Here is a 17,805-nt window from a genome sequence, read left to right as displayed (position 1 = left end):
ATGTTGATTTATGTTGTTTTACGTCTGAGTGTGTTGCTTTGTCAATGGTTTGGAGTAGTCTGGATCACATCCACTCGATGGCTGATATGAACACCACAGTCCGATTTCGGTGCGAAGGAGACCGCAGATGACCCGATCGCAGCAGGTAGAAGCCGTTGAATCGGTTCTGCGCGGAACACCGGCGGTGCCTGGCGTGGCGGCCGCGCCCGCGGTTCGCCCCAATCCGCGGGTGGCAACGGATGCCCGATCGGACACGATCGCCGAGTCCGATCGGGCATCGGAGAACACCGCCCTGCACTCGGCCGCGGAGACGGTCGCGCAGCGGCTGCGGGCCCGGTCGAGTGCGGCGAGCGGGGCCGCGGCCGAGGTGCTCTCAGCGAACGCCGCCATGGCCACCGATCGCGGTTGGCTCGGCGCGGCCGAGAAGCTGATCGCCACCGGCGTCGCCGCGCCTGCCGCGGCCGCCGCCGCCACCGAACAGTTCGCGGCGATGTTCACCAAGCTCGGTGGGGTGATGGCCGAACGAGTCACCGATCTGCGCGATGTGTGCGATCGGGTGGTGGCCGAAATACTCGGGCTGCCCGAGCCCGGCGTCCCCACACCGGATCGTCCGTCCATCCTCATCGCGCGCGACCTGGCGCCTGCCGATACCGCGGGCTTGGACCCCACCCGCATCGTCGGGCTTGCCACCTCGCTCGGCGGCGCGACCAGCCACACCGCGATCATCGCCCGTCAGCTCGGTATCCCGTGCGTGGTCGCGGTGACCGGCCTGGACGAGGTCGAAGCCGGCACCGAGCTGCTGATCGACGGCGCGGCGGGCATCGTCACCGTCGACCCGGAGCCGGCTCGCGCGCTGGCCGCTGTCGCCGACTACCGCACGACCGCCACCAGAAACGCGCGCTGGACCGGTCCCGGCGCCACCAGCGACGGCCACCGCGTGGACATTCTCGCCAACGTCCAGGACGGCGCAGGCGCGCGGGCGGCGACCGAGACACCAGCCGAGGGCATCGGCCTGTTCCGCACCGAATTGTGTTTCCTCGACCGCGATTCCGAACCATCCGTGCAGGAGCAGGCCGGAATCTACCGCGAGGTGCTCGACGCCTATCCCGCCGCGAAAGTGGTGATCCGAACCCTGGACGCAGGCTCCGATAAGCCCCTGCGTTTCGCCGATCACCCCGAGGAAGCCAACCCGGCGCTGGGTGTGCGCGGAATCCGCATCGCCGCCCGCGACAGCGGCATCCTGGACCGTCAGCTCGACGCCATCGCCGCCGCGGCCACCGGCCGCGCCACGCCACCCATGGTGATGGCCCCGATGATCGCCACCGTCGGTGAAGCGCGCGCGTTCGCGAGCAAGGTCCGCGACCGGGGGTTGATCGCCGGGGTGATGATCGAGGTGCCCGCCGCGGCGCTGCTGGCCGAGGCCATCCTGGCCGAGGTCGATTTCGTGTCGATCGGCACCAATGATCTCGCGCAGTACACGATGGCCGCCGACCGGATGTCGCCGGATCTCGCGGCGCTCACCGATCCCTGGCAGCCGGCCGTGCTGGCCCTGGTCGCCCGTACCGCCGCCGCGGGCAGGCGGGTGGGGAAACCGGTGGGCGTGTGTGGTGAAGCCGCCGCCGACCCGCTGCTGGCGTGCGTGCTGGCCGGGCTCGGTGTCACCTCGCTGTCCGCGGCCGCGCCCGCGGTCGCCGGTGTCGGGGCGCAGCTGTCGGCGGTCACGCTGGCCGAGTGCCAGGCCGCGGCCGCCGCCGTGCTCGACGCGACCGACCCGCATGACGCGCGGGAGCGTGCGCGGCGAATCCTGCACTGAACTCAAGGGATACGCTCGCCGGCGACGACCGATGCGCTGCTGCCATCCGGCTACGCCGACACGCACCCTTCGAGCGTGGCGTCCTGTAAGACCGTGAGGACATCGGTGATCTCGCCGCGCGCGTGGAAGGCCTCGCGCTGACGGTGTGCCCCGTTCCCGCGCTCGAGCACCACCCCGATGGTCTCGTGGACGAAGTCGCCGGCGCCCAGTGCCGTCAGCGCTGGGTCGATCCGATCGAGCAGCTCACCGAGCAGCGTGCGCATGGGCGCCACCCGGCAGTCGATCGGGTCGACGCCGTCGCCGTCGAGCCCCGAGCGAGCGGCCTTCCAGTACGCGGCTCGCAGCACCTCCGCCGACACCATCGGCGCGGTACGGCCGCGGTCGAGGTCGGCGCGAGCGGTCATCACGGTGGCCCGTACCAGGGTGGCGAGCATGGCCGTCTCGGTCACCGTCGCCGGCACATCGCTGACCCGAACCTCGACGGTGGGAAAGGTGATCGAGGGCCGGATATCCCAATAGACCATTTTCTTGTCCAGAATGCTGCCGCTGGACAGCATCATGTCCACCATCGCGTCGTAGCCGTCGGCATCGGCGAAATACGGCGGCGGCCCGGCGCTGGGCCAGCGCCGCCACAGCACGCTGCGCCAACTGGCGTAGCCGGTATCGGAGCCGCGATAGATCGAGGAATTGGCGGTGAGCGCCAGGAAGATCGGCAGCGACGGCCGCAGGAAATTGCTGACCTGGATGGCCGTTTCCCGATCGGGAATCCCGACGTGGATATGGCAGCCGCACAGGCCCTGTTCATGGGCGAGCATCCCGAAATTGCGGGCGATCCGCTGGTAGCGCGGGGTGTCGGTGACCGGGAATTCCTCGGGGACCGTCGGCGGAATCGCGACCGCGAGCAGGCGGGTGTCGTGTTCGCGAGCACAGGCGGCCACCCCGCCGCGCAGCGTACGCAATTCGGCGAGCAATTCTCCGGTGTGGGTGTGCACACCGGTGCACGTCTCCACTTGGCAGCGGGTCAGTTCCAGTTGCAGATCGATACCGATGTCCTTCGCGGACTGGGCCACCTCGACGTTTTTCGCCGCCGGTGCGCCGCTGTCCGGATCCGCCAGGAGAAATTCCTCTTCAACGCCGACTGTCGATGAGGCCGCGTCCATTCTCGTAGGTTACTCGCCTCCCTCGCGGCCCGCGCCGACATAATTCCCGGCCGATCGGGTAGGCCAGCCAACATGGATCATGCACGAGCACCTTTGCTCGATGCGCTGGCCGAGTACCGGCGCGCGGGCAGATACGGGTACACACCGCCCGGCCACCGGCAGGGGCGCGGTATCGACAAGAGGGTCGCCGAGACCATCGGTATCGACGCCTTCCGCTCCGACGTGCTCGCCGGGCCGGGCCTCGACGATCGGCTGATGCGCGGGGGATATCTGGCCGATGCCGAAGCGCTGATGGCCGACGCGGTCGGCGCCGAGACGACCTTCTTCTCCACCTGCGGCAGTTCGCTGTCGGTGAAGGCGGCGATGATGGCGGTGGCCGGCGGCAAAGACGGCGGGCTGCTGGTCGCCAGGGACAGCCACAAGTCGATCGTGGCCGGGCTGGTGTTCTCCGGGGTGCAACCACGCTGGATCACGCCCCGCTGGGATGCCGAACGGCATATGTCGCATCCGCCGTCACCGCAGCAGGTGCGTGAGGCCTGGGAACGCCATCCCGATGCGGCGGGCGCGCTCGTCGTCAGCCCGAGCCCGTACGGCACCTGCGCCGATCTGGCCGGCATCGTCGAGGTCTGTCACGAACGGGGCAAGCCGCTGATCGTGGACGAGGCGTGGGGCGCGCACCTGCCCTTCCATCCCGACCTGCCGACCTGGGCGATGGACGTGGGCGCCGACGTCTGCGTGGTGAGCGTGCACAAGATGGGCATGGGCTTCGAACAGGGCTCGGTGTTCCACGTGCAAGGCGATCTCATCGACCGTTCGCTGCTGAGTGCCTGCGCGGACCTGCTGATGACCACGAGCCCCAACGTGCTGATCTATTCGGCACTGGACGGCTGGCGCAGGCAGATGGTGCAGGAGGGCCACGAATTGCTCGGCGCCGCACTGCGAGTCGCCGAACGCGCGCGCCGCGAACTGGATCGGATCCCCGGTATCGAGGTGCTCGACGACGTGCTGCTCGGCCATCAGGCCTCCCATGATCTGGACCGGTTGCAGGTGCTGATGGACATCGAGAACACCGGCGCCACGGGGTATCAGGCCGCGGACTGGCTGCGCGAACATCGCCTGCTCGACCTCGGTCTCAGCGATCACCGCAGAATCCTGGCGACACTGTCCATGGCCGATGACGACACCAGCATCGACGCACTGGTGGAGGGGATACGGGCCTGGCGTGAGCAGCTCGATCCGGCCGACGCGGCGCCACCGATCCGGCTGCCGTCACCATCGGAGATCCAGCTCGACACGGTCATGTTGCCGCGCGATGCGTTCTTCGGCCCGCAGGAATCGGTGCCCGCCGACGAGGCGGCAGGCCGGATCGCCGCCGAGCAGCTCACCCCGTACCCACCGGGCATTCCGGTGGTGGTACCGGGCGAACTGATCGACGACGCGGTGGTGGACTATCTCCGTTCCGGGGTGGCGGCCGGAATGAACGTCCCCGATGCCGCCGACCAGTCGCTGCGCACCATCCGCGTCGTCTCACGACGCTGATCGGCCACCGGCATTACACGTGATCGACGAGCGCGTCGTGGCCGGCCCGGCGGGCGCAATGCGCACAGCAGTAGACCTGCTGGCCGGCCTCGACGCCGTGCCCGAGCACTCGGCACCCGCAGTGCGCGCAGGCGGGTGCCAGCCGGCTCGCGGCGCATTCGAAACTGTCGAACGTCCACGACTGCCCGTCACGACTGACCGTGAAGCTCTTGTCGTAGTCGTTGCCGCAGGTATCGCAGATCGCCATGGTGATCAACTCAAACGCTTGGCGAGCAGAGCCTTGGCCTGCTCGGCGCCCTTACGGCTCTCGCCCTGGGCGCGACGGAAGAATTCGGCCAGCTCGGTGTCGCCGGCGCGTTCGGCGTCCTGGCTGTAGACCTCCATCCGCAGCGCGTTGCTCATCGACGCCTCGGCGAACCAGATGAGGTTGTAGTCCTTGTCCTTGGTTCCGGTGATGTGCCCGGTTTCCTGTTCGATGGCCATTGTTTTCCGCACCTCCTGGGCGGTTGTGATCGTCATCGGTGATGACCTCGACGGCGCATTTCGCCGTCACCGAGGCGCTACCCGGCGCCCGCCAGAACAAACACCGGGGCCGTGATGGCGGACACCCTCGGATTGAGCCCGCTCATACCGGGTATGCGGCGACTGTCCAGCAGGAACCGATCACACGGAGGTGACAATCGTGTCGGAGTCCAACAGCGGTCCCCGCGAGGGCGTTGAAGGCGTCGTCGAAGGTGTCAAAGGCAAGGCCAAGGAGGCCGCAGGGACGGTACTCGGCAACGATGAGCTGCGCGATGAAGGCCGGGCGCAGCAAGAGAAGGCCGATTCTCAGCGCGAGGCCGCCAAGAAGGAGGCCGAAGCCGAAAAGCAGCGTCGTGAAGCCGATCTCGACGAGGCGCGACAGCGTTCGCATCAAGGCGAGTAAGCCGTCCGATCCGAATCGGTGGTAACGAACAGCGGTTGCCGTGGCACTGTGCCCGGCAACCGCTGTCGTCTGCGGACAGGTTTTTCGAATCGCGCGGCGGTTTAGTGCGCGTTCACGGGGGAAGCCGCCCCACGACAGGGTTTGCCTCGACCAGCCTGGAGGGCCCACCGTGGACGAACGCACCGAACAGCCGACCGAGACGTCACCGATCGAGGACGCCAAGAGCGAACAGTTGCAGCCGGTCAGACAGGACCGTGACCGCGGCTACCTGACCACCCAGCAGGGCGTGCGCGTGGACCACACCGACGACGCGCTCGCGGCCGGTGAGCGCGGCCCCACCCTGCTCGACGATTTCCACGCCAGGGAAAAGGTCACCCATTTCGATCATGAACGCATCCCCGAGCGGGTGGTGCACGCCCGCGGCGCAGGCGCCTATGGCTTCTTCCGGCCCTATGACAGCTGGCTCGCCGATTACACGGTCGCGAAATTCCTCACCGAACCTCAGGTGCGTACGCCGGTGTTCGTGCGGTTCTCCACCGTCGCAGGTTCGCGTGGCTCGGCCGACACGGTGCGCGACGTGCGTGGTTTCGCCACCAAGTTCTATACCGAGCAGGGCAACTACGACCTGGTCGGCAACAACTTCCCGGTGTTCTTCATCCAGGACGGCATCAAGTTCCCCGACTTCGTGCACGCGGTGAAACCCGAGCCGCACAACGAGATTCCGCAGGCGCAGTCCGCCCACGACACCCTGTGGGATTTCGTCGCCGAACAGCCCGAGTCGTTGCACGCGATCATGTGGCTGATGTCGGACCGGGCGCTGCCGCGCAGCTACCGGATGATGCAGGGCTTCGGCGTGCACACCTTCCGTTTCGTGAACGCGGAGGGGAAGGGCACGTTCGTGAAGTTCCATTGGAAGCCGCGCCTCGGCGTGCATTCGCTGCTGTGGGATGAATGCCAGCAGGTCGCCGGCCGCGACCCCGACTTCAACCGGCGCGACCTGTGGGACGCCATCGAGGCCGGCGATTTCCCCAGCTGGGAACTGGGTGTGCAGTTGGTGCCAGAGGACAAGGAGTTCGATTTCGACTTCGATCTGCTCGACTCCACCAAGATCATCCCGGAGGAGCAGGTCCCGGTGCGCCCGGTGGGGGAGATGGTGCTCAACCGCAACCCCGACAACTTCTTCGCCGAAACCGAGCAGGTCGCCTTCCACACCGCCAATCTGGTGCCCGGCATCGATTTCACCAACGACCCGCTGTTGCAGATGCGCAACTTCTCCTACCTGGACACCCAGCTGATCCGGCTCGGCGGCCCGAACTTCGCGCAACTGCCGGTCAACCGCCCGCTGGCCGATGTGCGCAACCATCAGCAGGACGGGTACGGCCAGCACGCGGTACCGCGCGGGGAAGCGTTCTACACCAAGAACACCATCGGCGGCGGCTGCCCGGCGCTGGCCGATGCCGACGTCTTCCGGCACTACACCCGCCGGGTCGACGGTGAGACCCAGCGGATCCGCGCGGAAAGCTTCAAGGAGTACTACCGGCAGCCGCGGATGTTCTGGCGCAGCATGTCGCCGCCGGAGGCCGAGCACATCGTGGCGGCCTTCGGCTTCGAACTCGGCAAGGTCCGGCGAGTGGAGATCCGCTCCCGGGTGCTCGACCACCTGGTGCGCATCGATCCCGGTTTGGCGAGCCGGGTCGCGGTCGAACTCGGGCTGCCGATCCCCGACGGCGAAAGCGTCGACGACGTGCAGGTCTCACCTGCCCTGTCGCAGTTGAACCTCGCACCCGACACCATCGCCACCCGCAAGATCGCGATCCTGGCCGCCGACGGCGCCGACTCGACCGGCATCGACATCCTCCGATCCGCGCTGGCCGAACGGGGCGCGACGGCCGAAGTGCTGGCCCCGCACGGCGGGCGGCTGCGGGCCGACGGCTCCGGCGATCCGGTGCTGGTGGATCGCGCCCTTCCGACGATGGCCTCGGTGCTCTACGACGGTGTGATCGTCGCCGGTGGGGGTGACTCCGCGGGGACGCTCGCCGAATCCGGCCCGGCGGTGCACTTCGTGCTGGAGGCGTTCAAGCACGCCAAACCGGTCGGTGCGGTTGGCGCGGGCACGCAGGTGCTGCGGGCCGCCGGCCTGCCCGGTGAGTTGAATCCCGGTGAGACCGACTTCGCCGTGGACGGTGTGGTGGTCGCCGCGGCCGAGGGCGCGAGCATCCCGGACGGATTCGTCGCCGCCTTCGCCGAGGCGCTGGCCGGGCATCGCCTCTGGCAGCGCGTCACGGATCGAGTTCCCGCCTGATCGGGTGACAGGGGCAGGTTCGCATGCCAGAATGGGGTCCAGGTTGAGACTCCAGCCGACCCCGGTTCCACGGCCAGAATGTTCGTAGTTCGGTAGCGGTGGTTGTCTCTCCGTCGTCGAGCTCGCCATTTCGGCCGTCGCTCCGTCCCCGCTCGCGGGTACGGAGACGAATCGGAAGCCCCTGTCCAACAGGAGGATTCGATGTCGTTGGTGACCGAACATCAACACGCCGAAGAACTACACCGGCTGGCCAGGCCCCAGCACGGTCGCGATATCCGGCGGTTGACCCAGCAAGATGGTATTCGCCGCGGTTGCGCCGTCGCCCGGGTGGAAGGCGAACTCGATGCCGCACTCTACGACGACTTCTACGACCTGCTGTGCAGGTGCATGCACACCGACCGCTCGATCGTCGTTCTCGATCTACGGGCCGCCGGCTTCATGAGCATCCGGTCGGCCGCGTTGCTGGTCTGCGCGAAGTCCGATGCGGCCGCGCGTGGGCTCGACCTGCGCCTGGTGTGCGGCCGCAAGGAAGTCGAGCGAGTGCTCGAGGTGACCGGAGTCCGCCCCCTGTTCCGCTATTACCCCACCATGCAGGCAGCGCTCGGCGGCTGACCTGTGCGATCCCACCACCACCGCCGACCTGCGGCGGCATCCTCGCCCGCCGAATTGATGGCATGTGTGGACTCCACAGTCGATAATCGAGCGGTGACGGACAATGGATCGGTCTCCGCGAGCGGAATCGACACCGATGACACCGAGGCGTTCGAACATCTCGCCGAAACCAGCTGCGTCGAAGACGTCGGCGGTTTCCGGTTCTGGTTCGACGAGCAACGCTGGGAATGGTCCGACGAGGTGGCTCGGATGCACGGCTACGAGCCGGGCGCTGTGACCCCGACGACCGAGCTGCTGCTCGACCACAAACACCCCGACGACCGCGGCTACGTGGCCGACCTGCTCGACCACGCCCTCACCGACGGGGAACCGTTCTGTAGCAAGCACCGCATCATCGATATCGAGGGCCGCACCCACCATGTGATCGTCGTCGCCGACACCATGACCGACGACGGCGGCGGAGTAGTCGGCACGGCCGGCTACTACATCGACGTCACCGACACCCTCGAGGAACAGCGCAGGGAAACACTGGACGACGCGCTGCCGGAACTGCTGTCCGCGCGCGCGATCATCGAGCAGGCCAAAGGCGTGCTGATGCTGGTGTACGGCATCAGCGCCGACCAGGCGTTCCGGGTACTGACCTGGCGTTCGCAGGAAACCAACGTCAAGGTGCGGGCGCTGGCCGCGCAATTGATCGCCGAGCTGCCCACGCTGCGCAGCGCGCCGCCGCGGCTGCGTTCGGAGTTCGATCATCTGCTGCTCACCGTGCATCAACGCATCCCCGGATAGTCCGCGCCGCGCGTTTCGCGCGGATGATGCCGGGTAAGCGAGCAGATGACACCCGATCAGGGCGGACAAGGTGGTGCGCATGACCGAGCATGTTTCCCGCATAACCGCGGACCCCACGACGACGGTGGGTGTGCGTGTGCCCGCGGAACTGGGCCAGCTGCTGATGTTGCGCGCCCTGACCGAAACCGTCGCGTTGATCGCGGACTTCGCCCTGGACGAGGTCACCGACATCCGCCTCGCGCTCGACGAGGTGGCGACCTCGCTGATTCTGGACGCCGTCCCCGGCTCGGAACTCACCTGCGATTTCAGCTATGGCGAAAATCGGATGACCGTCGCGGTGACGTCGGTGGCGGCCACCGAAGCGGTGGGCGAACGGCACAGCTTCGGCTGGCACATCGTGCGCACCCTGACCGAGTCGATCAGCACCGAGCAACATCCCTTCGACCAGAACGCAGGCGGATACCCCACCACGGCGCGCTTCACGTGGGTGCGCGGGGGCTCCGATGGCGGCTGAGCGGCAGCGGCCTCGTCAGGCCCGCCGCCATTCCGGCGAGGACAGCTACGACCACATCGAGCCGCTGCTGGACAAACTCGCCGCGATCCCCGGTGACGATCCTCGCCACGACCGGATGCGCGAGGAGATCATCGACCGCTGCCTGCCGCTGGCCGAACACATCGCGCGCAAGTTCGCCGGGCGCGGCGAAATGTTCGAAGACCTGCTGCAGGTGGCGCGGGTGGGCCTGCTGCATGCGATCGACCGGTTCGATCCCGCGCGTGGATCGTCGTTCCTGTCCTTCGCGGTCCCGACGATCATGGGCGAGGTCCGCCGGTACTTCCGCGACAACACCTGGTCGGTGCGAGTTCCGCGGCGGGTCAAGGAGATTCAGCTCGCCATCGGACCCGCCACCGACAAACTCTCGCAGCGATTGGGCCGGATGCCGCGGGCCAGAGAACTGGCCGAGGAACTCGGCGTCGACCTGGTCGAGGTGACGCAGGCCTTGATCGCGGGCAACGCCTACCAGAGCTCCTCGATCGACACGGTGACCGGCGGCGATGATTCCGAAAACGCGCCGCTGCCGCTCACCGAATCGCTCGGCGTGGAGGAGCCGTCCTACCAATACGTCGAGGACTATCTTGCGGTTCAGCCGTATATCGCCGAGCTACCCGAACGAGAGCAGCAGGTGCTGCGCATGCGGTTTTTCGAATCGATGACCCAGAATCAGATCGCCGAACAGCTCGGCGTCTCCCAGATGCACGTATCCCGCATCCTGTCGCGCACCCTGGACTGGGTGCGCGAGCAGGCGTTGCGCGACTGAATGTGGCCGGCTCACCCCGGGGTCGGTGGCATCGGATCAGGTGACGGGCCCGGGTCCGGTGGCGGCGGGATCGGCGGCGTCGGCGGATCGCCCGGTCGCGGGGCAGGCGGCACCGGCTCGGGTTCGGGAATCGGAGCCGGTGGCGGGGCAGGGGGCACCGGATCGGGTTCGTGCGGGGGAATCGGTTGGGTCAGCTGGTCGGTTCGCACGCCGGCTCCTTCGACTCGCGGGTCTGCCGGGAGGGGTCTGGTCGGTGATCATCGGTGATCAAGGCAGTGCCATGTCGTGGATGCGGGCCAGATCGCCGACGAACTCGGCGTAGGCGGCCTTGCGGTCGGTGGAGCGCAGCACCGCCGACGGATGCACCGTCGCCGTCACCTGATAGCCGGGACGATCGAGCACGACGCCGCGCAACTCTCCCACCGTGGTCGAGGGGCCGAGCACCGCCTTGGCGGCCACCGAGCCCAGGCACACGACCAGATCCGGTGCCACCAGGTCGAGTTCGGCGGCGAGCCACGCCGAACAGGCCACCACCTCGTGCGGCTCGGTTGTTTGTGGATGCGGCGTTTGCCGCGTTCGACGAACTTGAAATGCTTGACCGCGTTGGTCACATACACCTCATCGCGGTCGAAACCGGCCTCGGCCAGGGCACGATCGAGCAGCCGGCCCGCCGGGCCGACGAACGGATGGCCCGCGCGGTCCTCCTGATCACCGGGTTGTTCGCCGACCATCACCACCCGTGCGGCGGACGGGCCCTCACCGAAGACGGTCTGGGTGGCCTCGCGGTACAGCTCGCAGCCGCGGCAGCCCGCCGCGGCCTCGCGTAACTGCTCGAGATCCGCGTCGGGCGGCACGAACTCGGCGGCACCGGGCGGCTTCTGCGCAGCGCGCCGCGCGGTGGTGCTCATCGGTGAGCCCTACGACCGGCCGAGGGCCTTGGCCAACTGCGCCTTGGACATCTTCGACCTGCCCTTGATGTTGCGCTGTCTGGCCTCGTTGTACAGCTGGTCGCGGGTCGGGCCCTTCGATCCACTGTGCGAACGCTTGCCGCCACGATGCTGCGGCGAGACGTCACGGGTGGAGGAGCGGCTCGCGGTCTTGGACTGACCGGATTGGGCGCGGTTCTTGTTGACCGTGCGGGCCGCGATCTCCTTGGCGCGCTTGGTGCCCGCACCACGATCCTTGGCCGAATCCTTGATGTGCTCGTACTGCCGTTCCTGTTTGTCGGTCCATTCCTTCGGCATGACACACCTCCTGTCTGCGGGACGGGTACCCGCCTCGCGCGTGAACAATCAACGGCTCAGACAACCGGTCCGGTGCGGGCCAGCGTGGCGTTGACCGCATCGATCTTGTTCTCGATTCGTTCGAGATCTTCGGCATCGACGGCGAACAGCCAATGCTTGGCGCCGAGCAGCAGAATCGCCTGGAAAATCAGCTGCAGCCACTCGCTCTGCCAGTTCTCGAAGGTGCTGGCAAAGAAATTGTGCAGGTAGCCGCCCCATTCGAAGGGCTGCCCGAGCGCTTCCTGGGTGCTGCGGTAATCGCTGAGCTGGGTGACGAACTGCGCGGCCCACGAGCCCGCGAACAACAGCACCAGCAGATACACCGCGCCCCAACGTCTGAAGTGGGTCATATCGCAGCGATACCCGGCACGGCCGCGGATACGCAGGTCACCGTACCGGCGCTGGCCGGCCGACCCGTGGCTCGAGGCTGGGAGCCGCGCTCAGGTCCGTGCGGTGAGCTCACGCATCGGTTTGTCCAGTTCTCGCTGATAGAAGTCGATGAACCCGTCCGGATCGGGGCCGGCGTTCTGCATCACCAGATGGTCGTACCCGGCATCGACGTAGTTCTGCGCCGCCGCCAGATACCGGGCCGGATCGGGCCCGCAGGCCATCGCCTCGCGGATGTCCTCGACGCGCACGGTCGTGGTCGCCGCCGCGAAGTTCACCGGATTCGGCAACTCGCTCATCACCTTCCAGCCGGTCACCGCCCAGCGCGACGTTTCATGCGCGGCTTCGGCAGCACTCTGCTCATCGGGCGCCCACGCCATGCCGACCTCGGCGTAGCGCGGCCCCGTCCCGCCCGCCGCGCGATAGTCCTCGACGATGCGCGCCTCGGGCTCGGTGGCGAACAGGCCGTCGCCCAATTCGCCGGCGATCCGGGCGGCGTCGGGTCCTCCCGCGGCCACCGCGATGGGCGGTGGGCTCTCGGGTAGATCGAAGACCCTGGCATCGGAGATCGACAGATACCGCCCGTCATAGGACTGGTAGCCGCCACGCCACAGCAAGCGGATGATCTCCAGCGCCTCGCGCAGCATGTCCTGACGCACCGCGATCGGCGGGAACTCCCGCGCGACCACATGCTCGTTGAGCCGCTCACCGGAGCCGATGCCGAGGGTGAACCGGCCCTGCGAGATCAGCGCGAGCGTGGCCGCGGCCTGCGCCACGATCGCCGGGTGATACCGGATGATCGGGCAGGTGACGCCGGTGGCGAGACCGATCCGCTCGGTGCGGGCGGCGATGGCGCCGAGCGCGGTCCAGGCGAAGCAGGAATGGCCCTGGTTGTCCAGCCACGGATGGAAGTGGTCGCTCATCTCCACGAAGTCGAAGCCCGCGGCCTCGGCCTGCACCGCTTGCCGGATCAGCTCCTCGGGGCCGAACGCTTCGGCCGCCAGTTTGTACCCGATCTGCATGGTTGCCTCCTGTCGTTGGTGCCTGGGGCGTGGGGCGAACAGGTCCTCAGCGCACCGCGCCCGGGCGGCCCACGCGCGCCGGCTCGGGCGCCGATCGCAGGTCGTAGATGGTGTACGCGGCTCGGATCACCGGCTGCGCGACATTGCGGACCCGGATCCCGCCCGGGGTGGTGCCGTGTTCACGTCCGGCGTGCGCATGCCCGTGCAGGGCCAGGTCCGCTCCCGCGTCATCGATCGCCTCGCCGAGCAGATAGGAACCGAGGAACGGATAGATCTCGGGTGGTTCGCCGTGCAGGGTGTCGGTGACGGGGGAGTAGTGGGTCAACGCCACGGTGACGTCGGCGTCGCAGCCGGCCAGCGCCACCCGCAGCGAATCGGCCAGGGCCACTGCGCGTCCGGCGAAATCGCGCATCATCCGCTCACCGAACACACTGGCGCATTTGCCCGCGAAGCCGCCGCCGAAGCCGATGGTGCCCGCGACGGCGAGCGTCGAGCCGTCGATCTCCACGGTCGTGGCGGATCCTTCCAGCACCGTGATGTTGTGCCCGCCGAGCAGATCGGTGATCTCGTCCTGCGCGTCGCTGTGATAGTCGTGATTGCCGAGCACGGCGATCACCGGCACCGGCAGATCCGCGAATTCTTCGGCGACGACGCGGCCCTCGTCCACGGTCCCGTGTTTGGTGAGATCACCGGCCAGCAGCAGCACATCGGCGCGCTCGGGAAGCTGCTGTAGCGCCGGGCGCAGCAATCCGCGTGAATCGGTCCCCAGATGAATGTCTCCGACCGCCGCGATCCGCATGCCTGCCAACTCCTTCCGCTCGATGGGCCGTGCCGTCAGCGCAACTCCTCGCTCGGCCCCGGCTGGTTCGCCGTGCCCACCCGGACCTCGTTGTGGATGCGGGCCTCTGGCACGAGTTCGCGCACCGCGTCTTCGAGCCGCTGTTTTCGTTCGGCGCTGGTGACTTCGCCGTCGAGGACGACGACACCGCCGCGGATATGGATCTGCACACCCAGTTCGGCGGTGCGCGGATCCTCGGCCAGCGCGCGGCGCAACCGGGCGACCAGATACTGCGGCGGAGTGGGTCCGGGATCCTGGGTGACTGGCATCAGTTGCCTCTTCCGGTGTCGGCGATCCCGAGATCGTCGATGAGCCCGAGGAACGCTTTGGCGTAGGGCGAATGTTCGGTCTGGGCGCGCACCGACGGCCAATCCACCTGTTCGCGCAGATCGCGGGCGATGCGCAGCAGCGGGCTGAGATCGAGCCGGTGCGCGCTGAAGACGAGCAGCTTGTCGACCATCAGATCGGTGCCGGAGATGACCGGCGCCCGGGTCGGGCCCACCGGCATCACCTCGGCCCGCGCCAGCATCTCGTCGGTGACGGCGCGGTCGTTGGGGCGGTGGACGACGTCGATGAGGGTGTCGCCGTCGTAGGCCTTGGTCAGCCAGTCCTCGGCCGCGTCGGCCACTCGCAGGCCCGTACGAGCCAGCACGCTGCGCACCTCGCCGATATCGGCGGGCCGGACGAACAGGTCCACATCATGGTCGGAGGCGGGCCCGCCGCGCGCGTACACCGCACAGCCGCCGGCCACCGCGAACGGTATCCCGGCCTCGGTCAGTGCGTTCGCCGCGCGGGTGAGCGCGTGCAGCAGCTGGTCGATCGTCGGTGCCATGTTCGGGGCCTACCCGGGTTCACGGTGCTCAATCGCGGGCCGCGCTCACCCGAGCGAGATCACCAGCGCCACCGCCACCACCAGGAACACGGCCACGACCAGGACCGTCACCAGAATCGCCGCGATGCCGGTGAACGGGAAATGATGGCGGGTGTCGGGTTCGGGCGCCGACAGACCGGAGGTCTGCGGCGTATCCGGCGGTGTCGCGCCCGGCGCGACCCCGCCGCCGGGTTCGAGATCGGGAGTGCGGGACGGATCGGGGTCCATAGACGTCATGACAGGCCTACTCACCGTCGTTGTCCGGGGTCAACGGCTCATTCGGATGTTTTCCGGTCGTCTTGCGGTAGATGATCACCGCCGCGACCGCGATGGGAATTGCGAGGATCACGAGTAGCTCCATGATTGCCGCGTACCCGGTGCGGTCCCGGCCAATCGGCAGAGCGCGGTTGTTCGCGCCGATCGCAGGCCGACCTCGCTCCTGTGCGCCGAGGAGCGACCGACTCGACTGGACCGGCTGTGAGAAATACCCCGGATGGGTACCGTCGGGGATATGGGCCCCGATCACGAATCGAACCAAGACCCGACCTCACGCACCGACGAGAGCGCTGAGCTGCCGAGCAGCGGTCCGGCCCGCGGCGCGGCCGCTGGAGGCGCACCTGCCCACGGTGAGGGCCATGAGAAGCACGGGGGCTATCGGGAGGACCACGGCGGTCACCGACGGCGCGGGCACGGTGATGCCGGCGGCCAGGGCGAGCACGCAGGCGGTGGAAATGACGGGCGCGGCGATGCCGGTCATGGCCCGCATGCTGGGCGTGGTGGGCACGGCCATGCGGCTCATGGAGGGCACGAGGCCGCCGGTCACGCCGGTCACAGCGACACAAGACACAGCGGGCACGGCCACGCTGGGCATGCCGGGCACGGACAAGCCGGCCACGCCGGCCACGGGGATCATGTGGCACAGTTCCGGCGGCTGTTCTGGTACATGCTGGTGCTGGCGGTGCCGGTGGTCGGTGCGAATGCGATGTTCGCGGATCTGCTGGGGTACGAGCTGCCGCACAATGGGCCGGTCACCTGGATTTCGCCGGTGCTGGGGACGGTCATGTATGTCTGGGGCGGGCGGCCGTTCCTCGCCGGCGCGGCGGGCGAGATCCGGGCGCGACAGCCGGGCATGATGCTGCTGATCGCGCTGGCCATCACGGTGGCGTTCTTCGCGTCGTGGGCCGCGGTGCTCGGCCTCGTCTCCCATGAGCTCGATTTCTGGTGGGAGCTGGCGCTGCTGATCGTGATCATGCTGCTCGGGCACTGGATCGAGATGCGGTCGCTGGGGCAGGCGTCGAGTGCGCTGGAATCGCTGGCGGCGCTGCTGCCCGACGAGGCCGAACGGGTCGACGGCGACGACATCACCACCGTCGCGGTCTCCGAGTTGTCCGAAGGCGACCTGGTGGTGGTGCGCCCGGGCGGCCGGGTGCCCGCCGACGGGGTGGTCGAATCCGGCAGCGCCGACGTCGACGAATCCATGATCACCGGCGAATCGGTCGCCGTACGGCGCGCGCCGGGCGATCGGGTCGTCGCGGGCACCGTCAGCACCGATTCCGCGTTGCGGGTCCGGATCACCGCGGTCGGTGACGATACCGCGCTGGCGGGCATCCAGCGTCTGGTCAGCGAGGCGCAGAACTCGTCGTCACGAGCACAGGTGCTCGCCGACCGGGCCGCGGGCTGGCTGTTCTGGTTCGCCGCGGGAGCCGCGGTGATCACCGCGACGGTGTGGCTTGCCCTCGGCGAACCCGACGCCGCCGTCACCCGCACCATCACGGTCCTGGTGATCGCCTGCCCGCACGCACTGGGGCTGGCCATTCCGCTGGTGGTGTCGATCGCGACCGAACGAGCGGCCAAGGCGGGGGTACTCATCACCGATCGTCGCTCGCTGGAGGCGATGCGCACCGTCGACGCCGTGCTCTTCGACAAGACGGGCACGCTCACCAAGGGCGAACCCGCGGTGGTCGATATCGCGGGCGGCGACGGATACGACGCCGATCAGGTCCTGGTACTGGCCGCTGCCGTCGAAGGCGACAGCGAACATCCGCTGGGGCGCGCGATCGTCACCGCGGCCGAACAGCGCGGCGACCGCGTTCCGGCCGCGACGGATTTTGCCGCCCGCAACGGTGTCGGCGTCACCGCGCGCGTCGACGGTGCGAAGGTCGGCGTCGGCGGGCCGGGCATGCTCGGCGAACACGGCCTGTCCGAACTGCCGGAAACCGCTGCGTGGGCGGCACAGGGCGCCACGGTGCTGCACGTCATCCGCGACGGCGCGGTGATCGGCGCGCTCGCCCTGGCCGATGAGATCCGCCCGGAATCGCGCCAGGCCGTCGCCGCTCTGCACGAGCGCGGTGTGCACGTCGCCATGATCACCGGTGACGCCGCCCCGGTCGCGCATGCGGTGGCCCGGCAGCTGGGTATCGACGAGGTCTTCGCCGGTGTGTTGCCGCAGGACAAGGGCGCCAAGGTGACGTCGCTGCAAGCGGCGGGCCGCACCGTCGCCATGGTGGGCGACGGCGTCAACGACGCACCAGCGCTGGCGCAGGCCGATGTGGGCCTGGCCATCGGCGCCGGCACCGACGTGGCCATCGCCTCGGCCGGCGTGGTGCTGGCCGGTGACGACCCGCGCTCGGTGCTGTCGGTGATGGCACTCTCGCGCGCCACCTATCGCAAGATGATCCAAAACCTCAGCTGGGCAGCGGGATACAACTTGGTCTCGGTGCCGCTGGCCGCCGGCGTGCTGGCGCCGTGGGGGTTCACCCTGCCGATGGAAGTGGGTGCGCTGCTGATGTCGGCGTCCACGGTGGTCGTCGCGATCAACGCCCAGCTGCTGCGCCGGCTGGATCTGCGCCCGGCGGCAGTGCTCGGGTCCGACGGGGCGCGCGCCGATTCCCCGGCCCCGCAGGAACTTCCGGCCGCTCGATAGGCAACAGCCGATCGTGGCCACCGCG

General features: G+C 68.4%; 20 protein-coding genes and 1 pseudogene. 9 read left to right on the top strand and 12 right to left on the bottom strand.

Features of this window, described 5'->3' with window-relative positions; all coding sequences use genetic code 11:
- The first annotated feature begins 127 nt into the window (after positions 1–127).
- A complete protein-coding gene (gene ptsP, locus AC4HOU_RS25765; RefSeq protein ID WP_195021579.1) occupies positions 128–1,813 on the top strand; it encodes a phosphoenolpyruvate--protein phosphotransferase in 1,686 nt (561 codons plus the stop codon).
- Between the two features lie 50 nt (positions 1,814–1,863).
- Here ptsP and AC4HOU_RS25760 read toward each other — a convergent pair whose 3' ends face one another.
- The gene (locus AC4HOU_RS25760; RefSeq protein ID WP_195021580.1) at positions 1,864–2,973 is read right to left on the bottom strand and encodes a glutamate--cysteine ligase 2; all 1,110 of its coding nucleotides are present in this window, start codon (positions 2,971–2,973) and stop codon (positions 1,864–1,866) included.
- Positions 2,974–3,045: 72 nt separating this feature from the next.
- On the opposite strand from AC4HOU_RS25760, the gene AC4HOU_RS25755 reads away from it, so the two are divergent.
- Positions 3,046–4,512 (top strand): aminotransferase class I/II-fold pyridoxal phosphate-dependent enzyme, encoded by a 1,467-nt coding sequence (locus AC4HOU_RS25755; protein ID WP_195007395.1) that lies wholly within the window; start codon positions 3,046–3,048, stop codon positions 4,510–4,512.
- Between the two features lie 13 nt (positions 4,513–4,525).
- On the opposite strand, the gene AC4HOU_RS25750 is transcribed toward AC4HOU_RS25755, so the two are convergent.
- Together AC4HOU_RS25750 and AC4HOU_RS25745 are read right to left on the bottom strand one after the other, a co-directional pair.
- Positions 4,526–4,759, bottom strand: a complete 234-nt coding sequence (locus AC4HOU_RS25750) for a hypothetical protein (RefSeq protein WP_163812563.1) — start codon at positions 4,757–4,759, stop codon at positions 4,526–4,528.
- Positions 4,760–4,764: 5 nt separating this feature from the next.
- Positions 4,765–4,995 (bottom strand): hypothetical protein, encoded by a 231-nt coding sequence (locus tag AC4HOU_RS25745; RefSeq protein WP_163812922.1) that lies wholly within the window; start codon positions 4,993–4,995, stop codon positions 4,765–4,767.
- A gap of 199 nt (positions 4,996–5,194) precedes the next feature.
- On the opposite strand from AC4HOU_RS25745, the gene mbp1 reads away from it, so the two are divergent.
- From mbp1 to AC4HOU_RS25715, 6 genes are all read left to right on the top strand, one after another.
- The gene (mbp1, locus tag AC4HOU_RS25740) at positions 5,195–5,437 is read left to right on the top strand and encodes a microaggregate-binding protein 1 (RefSeq protein WP_163812565.1); all 243 of its coding nucleotides are present in this window, start codon (positions 5,195–5,197) and stop codon (positions 5,435–5,437) included.
- 208 nt (positions 5,438–5,645) lie between these two features.
- Positions 5,646–7,739, top strand: a complete 2,094-nt coding sequence (locus tag AC4HOU_RS25735) for a catalase (RefSeq protein WP_163812924.1) — start codon at positions 5,646–5,648, stop codon at positions 7,737–7,739.
- 201 nt (positions 7,740–7,940) lie between these two features.
- Positions 7,941–8,351 (top strand): STAS domain-containing protein, encoded by a 411-nt coding sequence (locus tag AC4HOU_RS25730; RefSeq protein WP_163812567.1) that lies wholly within the window; start codon positions 7,941–7,943, stop codon positions 8,349–8,351.
- A 93-nt stretch (positions 8,352–8,444) separates the two neighbouring features.
- On the top strand, positions 8,445–9,140 hold the full coding sequence (locus tag AC4HOU_RS25725; RefSeq protein ID WP_280499217.1) for a PAS and ANTAR domain-containing protein: 696 nt from the start codon (positions 8,445–8,447) through the stop codon (positions 9,138–9,140).
- Between the two features lie 79 nt (positions 9,141–9,219).
- Positions 9,220–9,654, top strand: coding sequence for an ATP-binding protein (locus tag AC4HOU_RS25720; RefSeq protein WP_490725473.1), 435 nt, complete (start codon positions 9,220–9,222; stop codon positions 9,652–9,654).
- On the top strand, positions 9,644–10,456 hold the full coding sequence (locus AC4HOU_RS25715) for an RNA polymerase sigma factor SigF (protein WP_490725472.1): 813 nt from the start codon (positions 9,644–9,646) through the stop codon (positions 10,454–10,456). Before AC4HOU_RS25720 ends, AC4HOU_RS25715 begins: the two co-directional genes overlap by 11 nt.
- Before the next feature lie 267 nt (positions 10,457–10,723).
- Here AC4HOU_RS25715 and AC4HOU_RS25710 read toward each other — a convergent pair.
- From AC4HOU_RS25710 to AC4HOU_RS25670, 9 genes and pseudogenes are all read right to left on the bottom strand, one after another.
- Positions 10,724–11,364 (bottom strand): annotated as a pseudogene (locus tag AC4HOU_RS25710) (UdgX family uracil-DNA binding protein).
- A gap of 9 nt (positions 11,365–11,373) precedes the next feature.
- Positions 11,374–11,700, bottom strand: a complete 327-nt coding sequence (locus AC4HOU_RS25705) for a plasmid stabilization protein (RefSeq protein ID WP_163812577.1) — start codon at positions 11,698–11,700, stop codon at positions 11,374–11,376.
- Positions 11,701–11,756: 56 nt separating this feature from the next.
- Entirely contained in the window at positions 11,757–12,089 is a 333-nt protein-coding gene (locus AC4HOU_RS25700; RefSeq protein WP_014350462.1) for a DUF6766 family protein, read from the bottom strand.
- 90 nt (positions 12,090–12,179) lie between these two features.
- On the bottom strand, positions 12,180–13,148 hold the full coding sequence (locus AC4HOU_RS25695) for a TIGR03557 family F420-dependent LLM class oxidoreductase (RefSeq protein WP_163812579.1): 969 nt from the start codon (positions 13,146–13,148) through the stop codon (positions 12,180–12,182).
- Positions 13,149–13,194: 46 nt separating this feature from the next.
- The gene (locus AC4HOU_RS25690; RefSeq protein ID WP_195021583.1) at positions 13,195–13,947 is read right to left on the bottom strand and encodes a metallophosphoesterase family protein; all 753 of its coding nucleotides are present in this window, start codon (positions 13,945–13,947) and stop codon (positions 13,195–13,197) included.
- 35 nt (positions 13,948–13,982) lie between these two features.
- Entirely contained in the window at positions 13,983–14,255 is a 273-nt protein-coding gene (locus AC4HOU_RS25685; protein ID WP_490725471.1) for a BON domain-containing protein, read from the bottom strand.
- Positions 14,255–14,818, bottom strand: a complete 564-nt coding sequence (locus tag AC4HOU_RS25680; protein WP_194991039.1) for a nucleotidyltransferase family protein — start codon at positions 14,816–14,818, stop codon at positions 14,255–14,257. The genes AC4HOU_RS25685 and AC4HOU_RS25680 overlap by 1 nt, the downstream gene beginning before the upstream one ends.
- 45 nt (positions 14,819–14,863) lie before the next feature.
- The gene (locus AC4HOU_RS25675) at positions 14,864–15,085 is read right to left on the bottom strand and encodes a DUF6480 family protein (RefSeq protein WP_014350467.1); all 222 of its coding nucleotides are present in this window, start codon (positions 15,083–15,085) and stop codon (positions 14,864–14,866) included.
- 319 nt (positions 15,086–15,404) lie between these two features.
- Positions 15,405–15,656, bottom strand: coding sequence for a hypothetical protein (locus tag AC4HOU_RS25670; RefSeq protein WP_490725470.1), 252 nt, complete (start codon positions 15,654–15,656; stop codon positions 15,405–15,407).
- Positions 15,657–15,770: 114 nt separating this feature from the next.
- Between AC4HOU_RS25670 and AC4HOU_RS25665 the strand changes: the two genes are divergently transcribed.
- The gene (locus tag AC4HOU_RS25665; RefSeq protein WP_490725469.1) at positions 15,771–17,780 is read left to right on the top strand and encodes a heavy metal translocating P-type ATPase; all 2,010 of its coding nucleotides are present in this window, start codon (positions 15,771–15,773) and stop codon (positions 17,778–17,780) included.
- Positions 17,781–17,805 lie beyond the last annotated feature (25 nt).

It is taken from the genome of Nocardia sp. JCM 38205 (assembly GCF_058222935.1).
The sequence above is the reverse complement of the archived record's forward strand: the minus strand, read 5'-3'. Positions and strand labels throughout refer to the sequence as shown.

Coding starts and splice junctions, on each gene's coding strand:
- AC4HOU_RS25690 (WP_195021583.1), bottom strand. CDS start 13,947: ATGCGGATCGCGGCGGTCGGAGACATTCATCTGGGGACCGATTCACGC.
- AC4HOU_RS25705 (WP_163812577.1), bottom strand. CDS start 11,700: ATGCCGAAGGAATGGACCGACAAACAGGAACGGCAGTACGAGCACATC.
- ptsP (WP_195021579.1), top strand. CDS start 128: ATGACCCGATCGCAGCAGGTAGAAGCCGTTGAATCGGTTCTGCGCGGA.
- AC4HOU_RS25700 (WP_014350462.1), bottom strand. CDS start 12,089: ATGACCCACTTCAGACGTTGGGGCGCGGTGTATCTGCTGGTGCTGTTG.
- AC4HOU_RS25720 (WP_490725473.1), top strand. CDS start 9,220: ATGACCGAGCATGTTTCCCGCATAACCGCGGACCCCACGACGACGGTG.
- AC4HOU_RS25755 (WP_195007395.1), top strand. CDS start 3,046: ATGGATCATGCACGAGCACCTTTGCTCGATGCGCTGGCCGAGTACCGG.
- AC4HOU_RS25680 (WP_194991039.1), bottom strand. CDS start 14,818: ATGGCACCGACGATCGACCAGCTGCTGCACGCGCTCACCCGCGCGGCG.
- AC4HOU_RS25715 (WP_490725472.1), top strand. CDS start 9,644: ATGGCGGCTGAGCGGCAGCGGCCTCGTCAGGCCCGCCGCCATTCCGGC.
- AC4HOU_RS25730 (WP_163812567.1), top strand. CDS start 7,941: ATGTCGTTGGTGACCGAACATCAACACGCCGAAGAACTACACCGGCTG.
- AC4HOU_RS25695 (WP_163812579.1), bottom strand. CDS start 13,148: ATGCAGATCGGGTACAAACTGGCGGCCGAAGCGTTCGGCCCCGAGGAG.
- AC4HOU_RS25685 (WP_490725471.1), bottom strand. CDS start 14,255: ATGCCAGTCACCCAGGATCCCGGACCCACTCCGCCGCAGTATCTGGTC.
- AC4HOU_RS25750 (WP_163812563.1), bottom strand. CDS start 4,759: ATGGCGATCTGCGATACCTGCGGCAACGACTACGACAAGAGCTTCACG.
- AC4HOU_RS25675 (WP_014350467.1), bottom strand. CDS start 15,085: ATGGACCCCGATCCGTCCCGCACTCCCGATCTCGAACCCGGCGGCGGG.
- AC4HOU_RS25670 (WP_490725470.1), bottom strand. CDS start 15,656: ATGAGCCGCATGGCCGTGCCCACCACGCCCAGCATGCGGGCCATGACC.
- AC4HOU_RS25760 (WP_195021580.1), bottom strand. CDS start 2,973: ATGGACGCGGCCTCATCGACAGTCGGCGTTGAAGAGGAATTTCTCCTG.
- AC4HOU_RS25745 (WP_163812922.1), bottom strand. CDS start 4,995: ATGGCCATCGAACAGGAAACCGGGCACATCACCGGAACCAAGGACAAG.